Below are 16,542 nucleotides of genomic sequence, written 5' to 3' on the forward strand. Positions count from 1 at the left end.
GCCCAAAGGATTGCGCAATGCAGACGACCTCCCGGTTGACCACGATCGGCTTCGATGCCGACGACACGCTCTGGCACAACGAGCGCTTCTACCGACTCACGGAGGACCGGTTTGCGGGGCTGCTGGCCGAACATGCCGAGCCCGGCGACATCAAGGCGCGCCTGCTCGAGGCCGAGAAGCGGAACTTGCGGATTTATGGGTTTGGCATCAAGGGCTTCACGCTGTCGATGATCGAGACCGCGATCGAGATCACGCACGAGCGTGTTCCGGGCGGGATCATCGCGCAAATCCTGGCGGTCGGGCGGGACATGCTTGCGCACCCCGTGGACACCCTGCCGCATGCGCGCGAAACGCTCGAAGCGCTCGCCGGGGGTTTTCGTCTCGTTCTGATCACCAAGGGCGACCTGTTTGATCAGGAGCGGAAACTCGCCGCGTCCGGCTTGGGCGAATTGTTTGACGCTGTGGAGATCGTGAGCGACAAGACGGTCGAGACCTATACGCGTATCTTTACACGCCACGGCGACGGGCCGGCGCGAAGCATGATGGTCGGGAACTCGGTCAAATCGGACATCCTGCCGGCGATCGCGGCAGGCGCTTGGGCGGTTCACGTGCCGCACGACCTCACCTGGGAATACGAGCACGCGCATCCGCCGGAAGCGAACGCGAATTATCGACGCATCGAGGATCTCGGCGGCTTGCTGGCGATCGTGTCGGAACTCGCGGACTAGGGCCTCGGACGCCAACCTGCCGCGCTGGCGAGAGCCGCCGGCCGAGGCTTTATGGTCAGGCTGTCACATGCCCCGCCGCGGCTCGCTCAGCTTGTCCCACCCGAACGCCGCCTCGAATGCGCGCGCCGCGCGCAACACGAGCGCATCCGCGCCGTAGGGGCCGACGATCTGCAGGCCTATCGGCAACCCGTCGGCCGTGAAGCCGCAGGGCACGGTGGCGGCTGGCTGCTGCGTGATGTTGAAGGGGTACGTGTAAGGCGTCCAGCGCGTCCAATCCGTCCCGAACCGCCCATCCGCAGGCGTAAGCCGGCCGGCTTCGAAAGCGCTCGTGGCCAGCGTAGGCGTGAGCAGAAGATCGAAGCGCTCGTGGTAACGCGCCATTGTGCTCGCGAGCGCATTGCGCTGGTACAGAAAAGCGTCGGCATACTGTGCGCCGGAGATGCGCGCGCCGAACTCGGCCGCCTCGACGAGTCCGGGGTCAATCAGCGTGCGCTGTTCAGCCGCAAAGGGCTCGAGGGCCAATGCCGCTCCCGCCGACCATAAGGTCGTGAGCGTCTCGAGCGGATCGTGAAAGCCAGGGTCGGAGGCCTCCACGATCGCGCCCAACTCAGCGAAGCGCAGCGCCGCCTTTTCAGCGCTTTCCTCGACCTCCGTATCCAATCGCCGCACATAGCCAAGGCGCGGCGACCAGCCGATGCGCAGACCCCGCACCCCGTCGGCAAGGCCGATGCGGTAGTCGGGCGGAGGCGCCGTCATGGCGGTCATGTCCCGCTTGTCCGGCTGGCCAATTACGCCCAGCGCCAGCGCACTGTCCTCGACGGTCCGGGTCAACGGCCCGACATGGGCCAGGAAGCCCATCACGGAGATCGGATACGCCGGCACCCGGCCATAGCTCGCCTTGATGCCGAACACGCCCGTGAAGGCGGCTGGGATACGGATCGAACCGGCCCCGTCCGTGCCGATGTGAATGCAACCAATATTCAGCGCCGCGCACGCCGCTGCGCCGGACGACGACCCTCCGGGCGTGCGGTCGAGCTTCCAGGGATTTCGGGTGATCCCGGTGAGCGGTGAATCGCCCAGGCCCTTCCAACCAAACTCCGGCATGCAGGTCTTGCCGAGGAACACGGCCCCGGCTTGGCGCAGGCGCGCCACCGCGGGCGCGTCCTCGTCCGCCGGCGCTTTCGAGGTCACGGCCGAGCCCTTGAAGTTCGTCCAGCCCTTGACCGCAATGTTGTCCTTGATGGTGGTGGGCACGCCGTCCACGGGACCGCAGGGTTCGCCTCGATTCCACCGATCTTCCGACGCCCGTGCCATGGCGAGCGTGGTCTCGTCGTCCCCGCCGCAGAAGGCGTTTACGGCCGGCTCGTGCCGTGCCTTCCGGGCAATCGCATCCCGTGCAACCTCGACCGGCGATAGCGTCTTGCGCCGGTAATGCTGCAGCAGCTCAACGGCGGTCAAATCGGCGATCTCGGGCATGACGCTCTCCGGGCGGGGAGGGTCATCGAAACGCAAGCAGCCAGCCGTTGCAACGGCTGATTAAGACCCTCAGGAGCTAAGGTCCAACCTGTATTTCGCGAATCCATCCGGCCTATCGCCCGCCGCAGTGGCGTTCAATCCTTTCGGCAAGGCTTTCCCGGCTCTCGGCGACGTCAGGAAGGTTACCTGCACGGGGCCTGCGATCGGCGCGAAGCGCCAGTTCCGGTCGGCGACTGGATCGATCGACTTCTGCTCGACGATGTAGCGCACGATCACGTCGCGGTTGGTGTCCGGCGCGTCGATCACGACCGTCTTGCCGTCCGCACCCGGGAAGTTGCCTCCGCCGCCGGCACGGTAGTTGTTTGTGGCCACGATGAACTGCTGGGCAGGATCGATCGGCTGGCCGCCGAAGCGTAGGTCCACGATGCGATGCGCGTCGGGCGCTACGACCTTGCCGGCATTGTCATAGCGCGACGGTTGCGTCACGTCGATCTGGTAGGTGACGCCGTCGATGACGTCAAAATTGTAGGTCGGGAAGCTCTCGTCGATCAGCGCCTGCTCGCCGGTCGCCTTCGGATCGATCTGCCGGAACATCCCGGCCGAGCGCTCGAGCCACTCGCGCACCTGCTCGCCCGTGACTTTCACGGCTCGCACGGTGTTCGGGTAAAGGTAGATGTCGGCCACGTCCTTGATGGCGATCGGGCCGGCCTTCACGTCCGTGTAGTAGTCCGGCCCGCCGCGCCCGCCGCATTTGAACGGCGCCGCGGCCGACAGGATCGGCAGCCCCTTGAGGGCAGGCATCGTGGCGGCGATCTGGCCGATGTACCAGAGCTGCGCCTGCGAGACGACCTGCACGGATGGGTCGTCCGCGACCAGCGCAAAGAACGAATTGATCGGGTTCTTAACCTCGCCCACGGGCTGGCGCACATAGGCCAGTGTGGCGTCGTGCTCGGCTTTCACGCTCGCCGCAACGGCGGCTTCCGCCTCGACTCGGGCGACGATCTGCCGATCCTTACGCTCGTAGATCGGCCGCGCTTCCGTCCGGAACCCCGCGACGCGCCAGCCCGTCGTGGTCTTGTCGAGATCGAGGTCCACGATCCCGAGGTGACTGCCCCAGAAGCCCGCCATCACGGCCGGCACGCCGTTCAGCGTTCCCTTCTCGACATCCACGCCTGGAATGCCGGCGAAGTCCTTCCCACCGGGAAACACTTTGTGCTGGTGCCCGGTGAAGATCACGTCGATTCCCGGCACCGACGAGAGGTGCAAGGCCGCGTTCTCCTCGCCGCCCTTACGCTCCCCACCCTCGATGCCGGAATGGCAGAGCGCGACCAGCAGGTCGCACTGCTTGCGCAATTCGGGCACATAGCGCCGCGCCGCGTCCACGATGTCGGTCGTCTGCACCTTGCCGACGAGGTGCGCCTGGTCCCATTGCATGATCTGCGGCGGCACGAAGCCGATCACGCCGATGCGCAGGCGCTGCTTGGCCCCGGTTTCGTCCTCGACTTCCTTGTCGATCACCAGCGTGGGCTTCAGCAGCGGCGAGGCGTCGGCCTTGTTGAGGTTCGCGCAGACGACCGGGAAGGTCGCGCCCGCCAACGAAAATCCGAGGAAGCTGAGCCCGTAGTTGAACTCGTGGTTCCCGACCGTTCCGCACGCGTAGTCCAGGCCGTTCATGGCGGCCACCATCGGGTGCACGTCGCCGGCCTTCATGCCCTTGCGGTAGGCCATGTAGTCGCCCATCGGGCTGCCCTGGATCAGGTCGCCGTTGTCGAACAGAATGGCGTTCTTCACCTCTGCCCTCGCGGCCTTGATCAGCGCCGCCGTCTTGGCGAGCCCCACCGTGTCGTCCGGCTTGTCGCGGTAGTAGTCGTAGGGCAGTACGTTGACGTGCAGGTCGGTGGTTTCCAGCAGCCGCAGGCGGACGCGCGCGGCCTGCGCCAGGGCGGGGCCAACCGCCGCCGACGCCGCCAGGACGGCGCCCGCGCCCGCCAAAACCTGCCGGCGCGAAACCGTCTTGGCGCCGGCGGCATCGCGGTTCGCGGACGGGGCGGCGCTGTAGTCCATGGACACTCTCCGGGCAGGGTCGTTACGCTCATTCATGCCGCAGCCTATGCCGGGCCGACGTGGCGGTGAAGTGACGAACTCGCGGCGTCGTTCAGGCCACGCGCGGCAGCCTCTCGACACGAGCCCCGAAGCCGGGCACATCGGCTCAGGGGAGTGCGCCACATGACCACACAACCGGATCGCGCCTGGGTCGAAGCCGCCATCACGGCCATCGAGGCGGATTTCACACGCTCGGCCGACACGCATCTTCATCGCGTGCCGATCCCGGGAGCGCCCGGCGTCGTGCTCTATCTCAAGGACGAGTCCACGCATCCTACCGGGAGCCTCAAGCACCGATTGGCGCGCTCTCTGTTCCTTTATGCGCTGTGCAACGGCTGGGTCGGCCCGCACTCCACCATCATCGAGGCTTCCAGCGGCTCCACGGCCGTGTCCGAGGCTTATTTCGCCCGCATCCTCGGCCTGCGCTTCATCGCCGTGATGCCGCGGACGACCTCGCCGGAAAAGGTTGCCCAGATCGCGTTCCATGGCGGTGAGAGCCATTTCGTCGACAGTCCGGCCCAGATGTACGAAACCAGCGCGCGCCTCGCGGCCGAGCTTGGCGGACACTACATGGACCAGTTCACCTACGCGGAGCGCGCGACCGACTGGCGTGGGAACAACAACATCGCCGAATCGATTTTCGGCCAGATGGCGCGTGAGGAGCACCCGGTCCCGGCTTGGGTCGTGATCGGCGCGGGCACGGGCGGCACGTCCGCCACGCTGGGGCGCTTCATTCGATACCGCCGTCTCCCCACGCGCCTGTGCCTCGCCGATCCGGAGGCTTCCGTGTTCCACCGCCACCTCGCCGATCGCAGCATCTGCACGGTGTCGGGGCCGCCGTCCTGCATTGAAGGCATTGGGCGTCCTCGCTGCGAGCCATCCTTCATCCCTGAGCTGATCGACGAGGCCTATGCGGTTCCTGACGCCGCCAGCGCGGCGTCGGCGCGCGTGCTCAGCCGACGCATCGGTCGCTCCTGCGGGGGCTCGACAGGCACGAATTTCTGGGCCGCCGCGCACCTGATCGAGCGGATGGCTGCAGCCGGGGAGGCGGGCTCGGTTGTCACGCTCCTGTGCGACAGCGGCGAGCGCTATCGCAGCACCCTGCTGGACGAGAATTGGCTGAAAGCGCGCGGCATCGACATTGCGCCCTGGGAAGCGCGCATGGAGCGCTTCCTTGAAACGGGCAGGATCAGCGAGGCTTGACCACAGCCGGAGCTCTGGCGGAGTCGCCACGCGAGGCTTTTGCGGTTATCAACGCGTTTTCCCCTGATCCCGCGATGCCTGAAACCCGCTCACTCTCCTCGCCCTGGCGCTTCTCCGTCGCCCCGATGATCGACTGGACCGATCGGCGCTGTCGCATCTTCCACCGGCAGCTGTCGCGGCGCGCCTTGCTTTATACCGAGATGGTCACCACCGGCGCGGCGCTGCACGGCGACCGCAGGCGCGTGCTGGGGTTCGATCCCGCCGAGCAGCCCGTGGCCGTCCAGTTGGGCGGCTCCGATCCAGTCGACCTCGCCGAGGCGGCGCGCATCGCCGAGGCGGAGGGCTATTGCGAGGTCAACCTGAATGTCGGTTGCCCGTCCGACCGGGTGCAGAGCGGCCGCTTCGGCGCCTGCCTGATGCGCGAGCCCGAGCTCGTCGGCGACATCGTCGCGGCGTTCAAGGCGGCCGTACGCGTGCCCGTCACGGTGAAGTGCCGCATCGGCGTCGATGACCAAGACCCCGAGGAAGCGCTCGACCGATTGGCCGACGCCGTGGTGGCGGCCGGCGTGGACGCGCTCGTGGTCCATGCCCGCAAGGCCTGGCTGAAAGGCCTGTCGCCCAAGGAAAACCGGGACATCCCGCCGCTCGACTACGACCGCGTCTATCGCCTGAAGCGGCGACTGCCGGACTTGCCCGTGGTGATCAATGGCGGCGTCGGCTCCCTTGCAGAATGCCGCGAGCATCTGCGCCACGTCGACGGCGTGATGCTCGGGCGAGCGGCCTACCAAGAGCCCGAACTGCTGCTTGCGGTGGACCCTGCATTGTTTGGCGAGCCTGCGCCGGTCGCGGACGGCTTCGAAGCCCTGGCCAGGCTCGAACCCGTTATCGCGCGGGAGATGGAAGCCGGCGCAAAGCTGTCGTCCTTTACCCGCCACGTGCTCGGGCTTTTCCATGGCCAACCCGGCGCGCGGGCGTTCCGCCGCCATCTCGCGACCGAGGCCGTGAAGCCGGGTGCAGACATCGGAACGCTGCACGCCGCCCTGGCGCATCTGCGGCGAACGAACTCCGAGGCCGCCTGAATGGCGCGCCGCCGCCGCCGGCGTTAGCCTTCGCTGGGCCGCTCGGCCAAGCGCTCCCGCAGAGCCTTGAGCCGTTTCCCAAGCATTTTTGTGATCCGCTTGCGATCCGCCGCGGACAGGGTCGGCCAACGCCCGATCTCTGCGGTGGTCCGTCCGCAGCCCTCGCAAATTCCCGTGGCCGGATCGACCACGCAGAATTTCACGCAGGGCGAGTCCGCCGACATCGCTTCAGCGCAAACCGGCCAGCAGCGCCATGAGCATGACGGTCTCGGCCAGGATAGCCCCGGCGCCGGCGACATCGCCGGTCTGCCCGCCGATCTTCGCCCTCGCGAGCCGGATCAGCGGCCAGGCCGACAGCGCCGCCAGCCCGAAGCCTATCAGCGCTCGTCCCGGCCCAAATACCGGCAGCAGCAGCACCGCACAGATCACGGCAGCGCCCGCAAATGCGGTTCCCATGATGGCGTCGTTGGGACGGCCGACCGAGGCCGAACGTCCTCCGGGGCGCGCCGACGGCAGCGCCCACAACGGCGTCAGCCCGACGACGCGCGACACGGATGCGGCCGCGACGATCGCCAGCGCGGTCCGGCCCGCTCCCGCTTGGGCAAGCAGGCCCGCGATCGCGGCGAAGCGCAGCAGCAGGGCGAGACCCAACGCCGTGGCCCCATAGGAACCGAGCCGACTGTCCGCCATGATTTCGAGCCGACGCTCCGGCGTCGAGCCGCCCCAAAAGCCGTCGGCCATGTCGGCGAGGCCGTCTTCGTGGAACGCGCCGGTCGCCGCCACGAGCGCGGCGAGCGCCAGGGCGGCGGCAGCGATCGGGGGCAATCCGGCCGCGCTGGCGAGCATCAGCGCCAACCCGCCGACTGCGCCCACGGCGGCTCCGGCGAGCGGCAGCATGCGTGGCGCGCGGGTAAAATCCGGTGCGGCGTGCGGATCGCCTTCCCACGACAGCCGGGGCGTCGGAAGCCGCGTGTAGAAGCGCAGGCACTGGACCAGATCGACCGCCAGCCCGCGCCATGCGGACGGGGGAACCGGGGGAGGGGTGTCGGCGGGCGCAAAGGACATGACGGCGCGTGGCTTTCCGCATCAGGTTGCAGGCGGTATAGCAGGCCTCTCGCCGAATCCCCACCGGCGCGACTTCAGGAGCACGGGCGATGAACGCGGCTGGCCTTCCTTTCGACGATATCCGCAGCCTCGTCGCCAGCATGCCGGGGCCGGATCTCGGCGCCGAGCGCGCTGTTCGGGAGCGTGACGCCCAGCTCACGAAACCGCCCGGCAGCCTCGGCCGGCTTGAGGACATCGCGGTCTGGCTGGCGGCCTGGCAGGGCAAGCCCAAGCCTGAGATCAATCGGCCGACCGTTTGCGTGTTCGCCGGCAACCACGGCGTGGTCGCCCAGGGCGTCTCTCCCTATCCGCAAAGCGTCACCCGTCAGATGCTGGAGAATTTCGCTGCAGGCGGCGCGGCCATCAACCAGATTTGCGCGGCCTATGACCTCGGCTTCAAGGTCTTTGATCTGGCGCTCGACATCCCGACCGGCGACATCACGCAGGAAGCCGCGCTCGACGAGAAGAGCTGCGTCGCCACGATGGCGTTCGGCATGGAGGCGATCTCGGGAGGCATCGACCTGCTCGGCCTCGGCGAAATGGGCATCGGCAACACCACGATCGCGGCGGCGATCTATGCGGGCCTTTACGGCGGCGATCCGTCCCGCTTCGTCGGCCGCGGCACGGGCTTGGATGACGAGGGCCTGAAACGCAAGACGGCCGCCGTCGAGCGCGCGCTCGTCATTCATGCCGGCCACCTGGCCGACCCGCTCGAGTTGCTGCGCCGCCTGGGCGGGCGAGAGATCGCCGCCACAGCGGGCGCGATCCTGGCGGCGCGCCTCAACCGCATCCCGGTGGTGCTCGACGGCTATGTGATCACGGCCGCCGCAGCTGTGCTGCACGCGCTTGATCCGTCGGCGCTCGACCACTGCGTCGCCGGGCACGTGTCCGCCGAGGGCGCGCATCGTGAGGTGCTGGAGCGGCTCGGCCTGAAGCCGGTTATCGACCTGGGCATGCGCCTGGGCGAAGGCTCCGGCGCGGCGCTCGCCATGGGGGTGATCAAAGCGGCTGCGGCCTGTCACACTGGCATGGCCACCTTCGGCCAGGCGGGCGTTTCTGACCGGGAAGGCTGACGCTCAGGCCGCGCGGCGGCCTGTCGTGTGCACGGCGGGTGTTTCCGTCCGCGGTTCGGCGATGGGCGCGAGCGTGTCCATCACGCGCGACGGCGGGAAGGTAATCACCACCTCGGTGCCCTCGCGGAGCTTGGAGTTCAAGATCAACTGGCCTCCGTGCATGTCCATCAGGCCTTTCACGATCGGCAGGCCGAGGCCGGTGCCCTGCTCGGCGGTCTTGATGGCGAGCGATCCACGTCCGAACGACTGAAGCACGATCGGGATCTCGTCCTCGGGAATGCCTGGTCCCGTATCGCGGATACTCAAATACTGCCCGCCCGATGAAGTCCAGCCCACCTTGATCGTGACCTCGCCGCCCGAGGGCGTGAACTTGATGGCGTTGGAAAGGAGGTTGAGCGCGACCTGCCGGATGGCGCGTTCATCCGCCCAGATCTTTGGCAGCTGGGGCTCGATCATCTCCTTGATGACGATGGATCGGTTCTTGGCCCGCATCTGGAGCATGTGTCGGCAATCCTCGACCACATGCGCGAGGCTGACGGCTTCTTCCTTCAACTCGTAGCGGCCGGCCTCGATGCGCGACAGATCAAGGATCTCGTTGATGATGTCGAGCAGGAGCTTGCCACTGCTATAGATGTCGTTCGAGTACTCGCGATAGGCCGGCACCTGATGCTGGCCGAAGAGCTCGCCCTTCATGACCTCCGAAAATCCCATGATGGCGTTCAGAGGCGTGCGCAACTCGTGGCTCATGGTGGCGAGGAAGTGCGATTTCGCGATGTTGGCTTCCTCGGCGCGGCGTCGCGCCTGGTCGGAATTGGCCTTCGCCTGTTCGAGCTCGGCGATCAAGGCGTCCTTTTCGGCGCGGAACTCCAGGGTCGCGATTGTTGACGAGTAAAGCCTGTTGGACAGGATCGCGAAGTAGAGCTGCCCGCCCATCGCTGCCGCCGCCATGGTCAGCCACTCGATGCTGCTCACAGCCGAGGTGCTCGCGATGATGCTGGCCGTGAGCGGCGCGATGCCGCCATAAACCGCGACCGGAACATTCGCCGACAGCATCGCGGTCACGGCCGTGATCAGCAGCGACAGAAACAGCAGGAAGGTCTGCGCCGAAACGGATCCGCTCTGGTAGAGCTGAACAAGCAGCGCCGCCCAAGCGACGCCCTGCGCGAGTTCGGTCGCCATGAACCGCATGCGCCAGGTGGTGGTGACCACCTCGTCGGCCGGAGCGCGCAGAAACCGACCCGCGACCACGAAGCCGACGCTCATCACCGAGGTGACGACCGCGAGCCAAAGGACCATGAGCGGCGTGCTGAGCCAGACGCTGGAAGCGGCCGCCACGATGGCGGCCAGGAGATACATCACGGTCGCGGCGTTGCGGCGGGTCTCGGCGAACTGGCGCAGAAGCTCGTAGTCGAACGCGCGCTCCAGGCCGGAGGTCGAGGTCAGCTTCTCACGGGTGGCCTGCAGTTCACGATTGGCGCGACGACGGCGCGCGACCTCGGACGGATCCGCCCCGCGGCCGCGCTGGATGATCTCGGGCGTCAGTTCGGTCATCGGCGGAACGCAGACTCACAACGCGTGGTGAGGCTGCATGCTCGCCGAAAACAGTTAACTTGCGCCTGATGGATTCGGCTGGATTGAACCTATGGCCTTTTATGGCGTCGGCGCCGCACGCTTCCGCCGCGGCCTTCCGGGACTGTTGGCGCTCGCGATCACGGCGGCCCTGTTCGCGGCGGGCAAGGAAGTTGTCCGTTTCCTGCGCGTCGAAAACGTGCAAGGCCGCGTCGAGGTGGTGGACGGCGACAGCTTGCGCATGGCGGGAGACGACATTCGCCTCTCGGGCATCGACGCGCCCGAACTGCATCAGACCTGCTTTCGCGGCGCCGCCGAGGAGCCGTGCGGCCGCGCCGCGCGGGCGGCATTGCTCGAACTCGTGGGACGCGCGCCCGTGACCTGCGCGGTAAGCGGTCGCGACCGTTACGATCGCAAGCTCGCCGTCTGCAAGGCCGGGGAGGTCGAGCTCAATCGCGCCATGGTCCGCGCCGGGCGAGCTGTTGCGTATGGCGACTACGAGAGCGAGGAAGACGAGGCCCGTCGCGCGCGGCGCGGCCTCTGGGCCGGGCGCTTCGAACGGCCGGCCGACTGGCGGGCCCGCCATCCCCGTCCGCACGGTTCGTGACGCGCGAAGGCGCACCTATGAAGAAAGACCGCCTTGAACTCCTGCTCGCCGAGATTCGCGCCTGCAGGATCTGCCGCGATGCGCCCTGGAGAGCCCCTCTTCCCCATGAGCCGCGGCCTGTTCTGCAAGCATCGTCGACGGCGCGGTTGATGATCGTCGGGCAAGCGCCTGGCACGAAGGTGCATGTGTCTGGCCGACCGTTCACGGATGCGTCGGGCGACCGGTTGCGCGAGTGGCTCGGCCTCGACGATGCGACGTTCTACGACGCCGCCAGGGTCGCAATCCTGCCGATGGGCTTTTGCTTTCCCGGGCAGGATGCCAAGGGCGGCGACCTGCCGCCGCGCCCGGAATGCGCCCCCGCCTGGCGCGCCCGGCTTCTGGCCGAGATGCCCGAGCCGGCGCTCACCGTCGCGCTCGGCGCGCCCGCCTTGCGGTGGACGCTGCAGCGGGCAGGCCGGCGCGATCTTGTGGCGCCGACCCTGGATGCCGCCATCGTGGATTGGCGGCGGATTTACGCGCAGCTGCGGGTGATGCCGCTGCCCCATCCGTCCTGGCGAAACACCGGCTGGCTGAAGCGCAATCCGTGGTTCGCCGAGGAGGTCCTGCCCGTGCTCAGGGCGGAGGTGGCCCGCGCTCTGGCGTGAGCGCGAGCCGGAGCGACTTACTTCTCCAGGCGCGCAAACAGGCTGGACGTGTCCCAGCGCGCGCCGCCCATCTTCTGGACTTCCGAGTAGAATTGGTCCACCAGCGCGGTGACAGGCAGGTTGGCGCCGTTGCGCCGCGCCTCGGCGAGGCAGATGGCGAGGTCCTTGCGCATCCAGTCCACCGCGAAGCCGAAGTCGAACTTGCCGGCGTTCATGGTCTTGTAGCGGTTTTCCATCTGCCAGGACTGCGCCGCGCCCTTCGAAATCGTCTCAATGACCCCTTCGACGTCGAGTCCCGCCTTTTTGGCGAAGTGGACGCCTTCCGACAGCGCCTGCACGAGGCCGGCGATGCAGATCTGGTTGACCATCTTGGTGAGCTGTCCGGCTCCCGAAGGTCCCAGGCGGCGGCACGCGCGCGCAAAGCTCATGATCACCGGCTCGACGCTGGCGTAGACCTCCTCGTCGCCGCCGCACATCACCGTCAGCACGCCGTTCTCAGCGCCGGCCTGTCCGCCCGAAACAGGCGCGTCAATGAATGCGACGCCGAGTTCCTTGCCCTTGGCGTAGAGCTCACGCGCAACCTCGGCCGAGGCCGTGGTGTGGTCGACGAAAGTGGCGCCCTTCTCCATTCCGGCGAAAGCGCCCGCGTCGCCCAGCACCACCGAGCGCAGGTCGTCGTCATTGCCCACGCAGGCGAAGACGATCTCCTGGCCGGCGGCCGCTTCCTTCGGAGTGCGGGCGGCGCGCCCGCCGTTCTCGCTCACCCACTTTTCGGCTTTCTCGAAGCTGCGGTTGTAAACCGTCACCTCATGGCCCTTGGCCTTGAGATGCCGGGCCATGGGATAGCCCATGACGCCGAGGCCGAGGAACGCGACTTTCGCCATGTGGTGTGCTCCTGATCGGGGAGGGCGCCGCCCTCCAAATGCCTTATGGGCCGCACGCAGGCGGCCGGGTCCGGTCTACCCGGGCCGGGCATATCAGGCGGTATGGAGGTGCCGCGTCAAGCGCTGCTCGATCACATCCCACACGCGGCGGATAATTTCGACGATCAGCAGGTAGAGCAGCGCCGCGAACACATAGACCATCAGGTCGAACGACCGCGCGAAGGCGAAGCGCGTCGAGCCCATCAGGTCGAGGATCGTCACCAGCGAGGCGACGGCCGACGACTTCACCATGATCACGAGTTCGTTGCCGAGCGGCCGCAGCGCCACCATGCCGGCTTGCGGAGCCACGACCTTCCAGAAGATGTGGCGCGCCCGCATGCCGAGCGCCCGCGCGGCCTCCCATTGCCCGCGATGCACGGATTGGATGGCGCCCCGGTAAACCTCGGCCTGATAGGCGGCCGTGTTCAGCGTGAAGGTGAACGCCGCACAGAAGAACGCCTCGCGGAAGTAGACCCACAGGCCGACATCCTGCAGCAGCGGCCTGATCTGTCCGGCGCCGTAATAGACGAGGAAAAGCTGCGCCAGCAGCGGCGTGCCCCGGAAGAAGGTCGTGTAGGCGGCCGCCACGCTGGAGGAAACGACGCCGCCATAGAGCCGCACAAGCGCAATCGCGAGTCCAAGGCCCGAGCCCAGGACGACCGAAATCGCCACGAGCTCCATCGTCGTCCCCAGGCCGCCGAAAATGCGGCAGCCATAGTTGGTCAGGGCGTCATTGCCGATGACGTAACCGGGGTACTGACACCAGTTCATCGCGTGCCCCCCGCGCCCGAGACGAAGCCGCGATTGGTCCGGCCCTCAAGCCGCGACAGGCCCCAGGCCGACAGCACCGAGAACACCATGTAGATCATGCAAGCCGCGCCGAAGAACAGGAACGGCTCCTTGGTGACCACGTTGGCCCGCCCGGTCCAGAACATCAGGTCCGGCAGCGCGATCACGGAAACCAGGGACGTCTCCTTGAGGAGCACCATCCAGTTGTTGCCGAGGCCCGGCAGCGCGACACGCAGCAGCTGCGGCGCAACGACAAGGCGAAACGCGAGCGCCTTGTTCAGCCCCAACGCGTAGGCGCCCTCGCGTTGCCCTTTATGGATGGAGTTCAGAGCCCCGATCCACACCTCGCACGAGAAGGCCGCGAGCACGAAGCCGAGCGCGATCATGCCGGCCACGAAAGCGGGCATCTCGATGTTGCCCGGCAGGCCCAGGCCCTTCCAGGCTTTCTGCAAGCCAAGCTGCAGGCCGAAATAAACGATGTAGAGCGTCAAAAGCTCCGGAACGCCGCGAAACACCGTGGTGTAGATCGTCCCGGCCGCACGCAACACGGCGCTGTCCGACCGTTTCGCCAAAGCCACCAGCAGGCCCAGCGCGACGCCGAACGGCAGCGTCGCCAGCGCCAGCGTGATGGTGATCATCGCGCCGCGGGCCAGTTCGTCTCCCCACCCTTTGTCGCCCCAGGCGAGGAGGTTCAGGTAGTAGTCCATGTGGCCGCGCAGGTCCGGCGGGGAGGGGACGCGGGCCGGAATCGGCCGACGTCAGGCGGGTCGGGCGGAGCGGCCCTTCAGGCAGGCCGCTCCGGTATTGCGAGCGAGGCGAAAAGCCTCAGTCAGCCATGATGTTGATCTTGAAGTACTTATCCGCGATCTTCTTGTGCGTGCCATCCTTCAGCGAAGCTTCAATCGCCTTGGAGAACATGTCGCGCAGCGCGGTGTCTTCCTTACGGACCGCCATGCCGACGCCCGGGCCGTGGATCGCCGGATCGCGCTTCACTTCGCCGACGAACTTGCAGCAATCCTTGCCCTGGCCGTTGATGAAGTCTTCCAACGAGAGCTGATCCGCCACGATGTAGTCGAGGCGGCCATTCTTAAGGTCGAGGTTGGCCTCTTCCTGCGTCGGGTAAAGCTTCACGGACGAGCCCGAGTAAAACTTTTCGAGGTAGTTGGCGTGGACGGTGGAGCTCTGCGCGCCGACGGACTTGCCCTTCAGGGCTGCCGGGGACACGTCCGAGCTGGTCACCGTCTTGGCGGCGATCACCGAGATCGGCGTGCGCGTGTAGACGGCCGTAAAGTCGACCTTCTTCTTGCGCTCATCGGTGGCGTTCATGCCGGCGGCGATGATGTCGTACTTGCCCGAAAGCAGCGCCGGGATGATGCCGTCCCAGTCCTGCGCCACCCAGGTGCACTTGATCTTCATGTTGGCGCATAGCGCGTTCACATAGTCGATCTCGAAGCCCTCGAGCTCGCCCTTGGCGTTCAGGTTGTTGAACGGCGGGTAGGCGCCCTCCGTACCGACGCGCACTTCCTTCCATTCCTTCTGCTGCGCCTGGGCCACGCCCGCGGCGGCCAGCAATGCGGCGACCGCAACGGCAGCGATACGAATGGTCTTCATCAGCAATCCCTCCATGGTCCCGCTGTTCGCGGGGCTCGTTTCGTCCACCCAGATCATCGCTTGATCCTTGTCGGGCGGAGCTGGCGCATTGGACACCGCCGCTTTGCGCGACGCAACAGGGATGCCGGGCGAAACCGCTGAATTTGCGAGCGAATGATGCCCGCTATTTCACGTCGAAGGGGAAGTATCGAGCACGAATGCGCTCATAGGTTCCATCCGCCTGGATCGCCTCGATGGCGGCGTCCAGCAGCCTTTTCAGGTCGTCGTCGCCCTTTCTCAGGCCGATCCCGTAGCCCTCGCCGAAATACGTCACGTCCGGCGGCGCATCGGCCAGGAACTGACAGCAGGAGGCCTCTTGTCCACGTTTGAGCCACTCCGTCAGGGCGATCTTGTCGCCCAGAACGGCGTCGATCCTCCCGAGCGCGAGATCGAGGCTCGCCTCGTCCTGGTTGGCGTAGAGCCCGACGGCGGCCCCCGGCGCGTAGAGGTCTTCCAGATAGGTCGCATAAACGGTGCCGGCCATCGCGCCGAGCTTGCGGCCCTTCATGGCGTCCGGCGTCACCGCCTTCAGGTCGGTGTCCTTGCGGACCATGAACACGGGAGGCGTGCGGTAGTAGCGTCGGGTGAGGGCGATCTTCTGTCGCCTTTCCTCCGTGATCTCGAGCGACGCCACGATGGCGTCGATCTGCCCGCGTTTCAGGTCCGGCACGAGATCGTCCCAGTCGGTGATCACGAAGGAGCAGGTCGCCTTGGCCTTCTCGCATAGCGCCTTTGCGACATCGATCTCGAAACCCTGCAACTCGTTGTTCTCGACATAGTTGAAGGGCGGATAGGCGCCCTCCGTGGCGATGCGGATCGTGCTCCAATCTTTCGCGCATGCGGGCGAGAGAGGCGCCGTGGCGAACAGGGCCGCCACCAGGGCTAGAAACAGGCGCTTCATCACGAACGGCTTTTTTATTGTCCGGCCGAGGCTCGGCCGCGATTGCGGACGCATTATGCCCGCAATAGCAGGCGCGGCAATCAGGGCTGCACCGGTTTCAGCCGCCGTTCGGCCGTCGCCAGGTCCTCCGGCGTATTCAGGTTGGCGAACGGGTCGACCTCGTCGGGTCCGGGCTCGAAGCTCACCAGCCGATGCGGAATATCTGACAGCAGGCGGTGCACCGCCCGTCGCTGCTCCGCGAGCGCCTTCTCGATGGCCGAGGCGGCCGCGACGCGCCAGAGGCCGACCAGAGGCTCCAGCCCGTTTGGCCCTGTGGCGACCGCCGCGAGGGCGGCCGCGTCGAGAGCAGTTGTAAGACGCGCTACCGCGTCCCGCGGCAGGAAGGGCGCGTCCGACGGCGCCGTCGCGACCAGCGCGAAGCCTCTGCGCCGCCCGAGCTCCAGCGCGGCTGCAAGGCCCGCCAGGGGGCCGGGATGGTCAGCGTGCAGATCCGCGACGATCTCCAGGCCGAACGACGCGAAACGCCCGGGGTCGCCATTCGCGTTCAGCGCCACCGCGTCGACCTGCGGGCCAAGCCGTTCCAGCACATGCTCCAGCAGCGGCCGTCCGGCCAGGGCGACGAGCGCCTTCTCGCGTCCCATGCGAGACGACAGGCCCCCGGCCAGGATGACGCCAAGAATGGGTTCTCGCATT

17 protein-coding genes are annotated in these 16,542 nt (G+C 67.0%); 6 read left to right on the plus strand and 11 right to left on the minus strand.

The features are described from left to right. Positions 1-17 precede the first annotated feature (17 nt). Positions 18-728 (plus strand): HAD family hydrolase, encoded by a 711-nt coding sequence (locus IEV99_RS06620; protein WP_188516883.1) that lies wholly within the window; start codon positions 18-20, stop codon positions 726-728. 63 nt (positions 729-791) lie between these two features. Here IEV99_RS06620 and IEV99_RS06625 read toward each other — a convergent pair whose 3' ends face one another. Together IEV99_RS06625 and IEV99_RS06630 are read right to left on the minus strand one after the other, a co-directional pair. Further along, positions 792-2,204 (minus strand): amidase, encoded by a 1,413-nt coding sequence (locus IEV99_RS06625; protein ID WP_188516884.1) that lies wholly within the window; start codon positions 2,202-2,204, stop codon positions 792-794. Positions 2,205-2,273: 69 nt separating this feature from the next. Beyond that, positions 2,274-4,268, minus strand: a complete 1,995-nt coding sequence (locus IEV99_RS06630) for a bifunctional 2',3'-cyclic-nucleotide 2'-phosphodiesterase/3'-nucleotidase (protein WP_244643628.1) — start codon at positions 4,266-4,268, stop codon at positions 2,274-2,276. A 162-nt stretch (positions 4,269-4,430) separates the two neighbouring features. Here IEV99_RS06630 and IEV99_RS06635 point away from each other — a divergent pair, with 162 nt between their 5' ends. Both IEV99_RS06635 and dusA read left to right on the plus strand, forming a co-directional pair. Next, a complete protein-coding gene (locus IEV99_RS06635; protein ID WP_188516886.1) occupies positions 4,431-5,510 on the plus strand; it encodes a PLP-dependent cysteine synthase family protein in 1,080 nt (359 codons plus the stop codon). Between the two features lie 74 nt (positions 5,511-5,584). Next, positions 5,585-6,589, plus strand: coding sequence for a tRNA dihydrouridine(20/20a) synthase DusA (dusA, locus tag IEV99_RS06640; protein WP_188516887.1), 1,005 nt, complete (start codon positions 5,585-5,587; stop codon positions 6,587-6,589). A 23-nt stretch (positions 6,590-6,612) separates the two neighbouring features. On the opposite strand, the gene IEV99_RS06645 is transcribed toward dusA, so the two are convergent. Then, a complete protein-coding gene (locus tag IEV99_RS06645; protein ID WP_308469354.1) occupies positions 6,613-6,888 on the minus strand; it encodes a DUF1289 domain-containing protein in 276 nt (91 codons plus the stop codon). Beyond that, on the minus strand, positions 6,818-7,654 hold the full coding sequence (locus IEV99_RS06650) for an adenosylcobinamide-GDP ribazoletransferase (protein ID WP_188516889.1): 837 nt from the start codon (positions 7,652-7,654) through the stop codon (positions 6,818-6,820). The genes IEV99_RS06645 and IEV99_RS06650 overlap by 71 nt, the downstream gene beginning before the upstream one ends. 89 nt (positions 7,655-7,743) lie before the next feature. Between IEV99_RS06650 and cobT the strand changes: the two genes are divergently transcribed. Then, positions 7,744-8,766, plus strand: coding sequence for a nicotinate-nucleotide--dimethylbenzimidazole phosphoribosyltransferase (gene cobT / locus IEV99_RS06655; RefSeq protein ID WP_188516890.1), 1,023 nt, complete (start codon positions 7,744-7,746; stop codon positions 8,764-8,766). A gap of 3 nt (positions 8,767-8,769) precedes the next feature. Here the strand turns inward: cobT and IEV99_RS06660 are convergent, their stop codons facing one another. Beyond that, positions 8,770-10,317: a sensor histidine kinase gene (locus IEV99_RS06660; protein WP_188516891.1), complete on the minus strand. Its 1,548-nt coding sequence runs from the start codon at positions 10,315-10,317 to the stop codon at positions 8,770-8,772. Positions 10,318-10,462: 145 nt separating this feature from the next. Between IEV99_RS06660 and IEV99_RS06665 the strand changes: the two genes are divergently transcribed. Both IEV99_RS06665 and IEV99_RS06670 read left to right on the plus strand, forming a co-directional pair. Beyond that, positions 10,463-10,942, plus strand: a complete 480-nt coding sequence (locus tag IEV99_RS06665; protein WP_188516892.1) for a thermonuclease family protein — start codon at positions 10,463-10,465, stop codon at positions 10,940-10,942. Positions 10,943-10,959: 17 nt separating this feature from the next. Continuing rightward, positions 10,960-11,586: a uracil-DNA glycosylase family protein gene (locus IEV99_RS06670; RefSeq protein ID WP_188517684.1), complete on the plus strand. Its 627-nt coding sequence runs from the start codon at positions 10,960-10,962 to the stop codon at positions 11,584-11,586. Positions 11,587-11,603: 17 nt separating this feature from the next. On the opposite strand, the gene IEV99_RS06675 is transcribed toward IEV99_RS06670, so the two are convergent. The 6 genes from IEV99_RS06675 to mobA all read right to left on the minus strand — a co-directional run bounded on the left by IEV99_RS06675 (position 11,604) and on the right by mobA (position 16,541). Then, positions 11,604-12,470 (minus strand): NAD(P)-dependent oxidoreductase, encoded by an 867-nt coding sequence (locus tag IEV99_RS06675; RefSeq protein ID WP_188516893.1) that lies wholly within the window; start codon positions 12,468-12,470, stop codon positions 11,604-11,606. 93 nt (positions 12,471-12,563) lie between these two features. Next, on the minus strand, positions 12,564-13,280 hold the full coding sequence (locus tag IEV99_RS06680; protein ID WP_188516894.1) for an ABC transporter permease: 717 nt from the start codon (positions 13,278-13,280) through the stop codon (positions 12,564-12,566). Beyond that, positions 13,277-14,005, minus strand: coding sequence for an ABC transporter permease (locus IEV99_RS06685; protein ID WP_188516895.1), 729 nt, complete (start codon positions 14,003-14,005; stop codon positions 13,277-13,279). The genes IEV99_RS06680 and IEV99_RS06685 overlap by 4 nt, the downstream gene beginning before the upstream one ends. A 118-nt stretch (positions 14,006-14,123) precedes the next feature. Then, complete coding sequence (locus IEV99_RS06690) at positions 14,124-14,909, minus strand: transporter substrate-binding domain-containing protein (protein ID WP_188516896.1); 786 nt, start codon at positions 14,907-14,909, stop codon at positions 14,124-14,126. Positions 14,910-15,072: 163 nt separating this feature from the next. Then, positions 15,073-15,849 carry an ABC transporter substrate-binding protein gene (locus IEV99_RS06695; protein ID WP_188516897.1) on the minus strand — a complete coding sequence of 259 codons (777 nt, stop codon included), beginning with the start codon at positions 15,847-15,849 and terminating at the stop codon, positions 15,073-15,075. An 80-nt stretch (positions 15,850-15,929) separates the two neighbouring features. Further along, positions 15,930-16,541: a molybdenum cofactor guanylyltransferase MobA gene (gene mobA, locus IEV99_RS06700; RefSeq protein ID WP_244643631.1), complete on the minus strand. Its 612-nt coding sequence runs from the start codon at positions 16,539-16,541 to the stop codon at positions 15,930-15,932. Position 16,542 lies beyond the last annotated feature (1 nt).

The organism is Alsobacter metallidurans (genome assembly GCF_014636935.1).
Taxonomy (GTDB): domain Bacteria; phylum Pseudomonadota; class Alphaproteobacteria; order Rhizobiales; family Beijerinckiaceae; genus Alsobacter; species Alsobacter metallidurans.

Excerpts from the sequence above, each read along its gene's own strand:
- IEV99_RS06695 (WP_188516897.1), bottom strand. The coding sequence starts at position 15,849 with ATGAAGCGCCTGTTTCTAGCCCTGGTGGCGGCCCTGTTCGCCACGGCG.
- IEV99_RS06675 (WP_188516893.1), bottom strand. The coding sequence starts at position 12,470 with ATGGCGAAAGTCGCGTTCCTCGGCCTCGGCGTCATGGGCTATCCCATG.
- IEV99_RS06690 (WP_188516896.1), bottom strand. The coding sequence starts at position 14,909 with ATGAAGACCATTCGTATCGCTGCCGTTGCGGTCGCCGCATTGCTGGCC.
- IEV99_RS06625 (WP_188516884.1), bottom strand. The coding sequence starts at position 2,204 with ATGCCCGAGATCGCCGATTTGACCGCCGTTGAGCTGCTGCAGCATTAC.
- IEV99_RS06645 (WP_308469354.1), bottom strand. The coding sequence starts at position 6,888 with ATGTCGCCGGCGCCGGGGCTATCCTGGCCGAGACCGTCATGCTCATGG.
- IEV99_RS06635 (WP_188516886.1), top strand. The coding sequence starts at position 4,431 with ATGACCACACAACCGGATCGCGCCTGGGTCGAAGCCGCCATCACGGCC.
- cobT (WP_188516890.1), top strand. The coding sequence starts at position 7,744 with ATGAACGCGGCTGGCCTTCCTTTCGACGATATCCGCAGCCTCGTCGCC.
- IEV99_RS06680 (WP_188516894.1), bottom strand. The coding sequence starts at position 13,280 with ATGAACTGGTGTCAGTACCCCGGTTACGTCATCGGCAATGACGCCCTG.
- mobA (WP_244643631.1), bottom strand. The coding sequence starts at position 16,541 with ATGCGAGAACCCATTCTTGGCGTCATCCTGGCCGGGGGCCTGTCGTCT.
- IEV99_RS06630 (WP_244643628.1), bottom strand. The coding sequence starts at position 4,268 with ATGGACTACAGCGCCGCCCCGTCCGCGAACCGCGATGCCGCCGGCGCC.
- IEV99_RS06685 (WP_188516895.1), bottom strand. The coding sequence starts at position 14,005 with ATGGACTACTACCTGAACCTCCTCGCCTGGGGCGACAAAGGGTGGGGA.
- dusA (WP_188516887.1), top strand. The coding sequence starts at position 5,585 with ATGCCTGAAACCCGCTCACTCTCCTCGCCCTGGCGCTTCTCCGTCGCC.
- IEV99_RS06650 (WP_188516889.1), bottom strand. The coding sequence starts at position 7,654 with ATGTCCTTTGCGCCCGCCGACACCCCTCCCCCGGTTCCCCCGTCCGCA.
- IEV99_RS06660 (WP_188516891.1), bottom strand. The coding sequence starts at position 10,317 with ATGACCGAACTGACGCCCGAGATCATCCAGCGCGGCCGCGGGGCGGAT.
- IEV99_RS06670 (WP_188517684.1), top strand. The coding sequence starts at position 10,960 with ATGAAGAAAGACCGCCTTGAACTCCTGCTCGCCGAGATTCGCGCCTGC.
- IEV99_RS06620 (WP_188516883.1), top strand. The coding sequence starts at position 18 with ATGCAGACGACCTCCCGGTTGACCACGATCGGCTTCGATGCCGACGAC.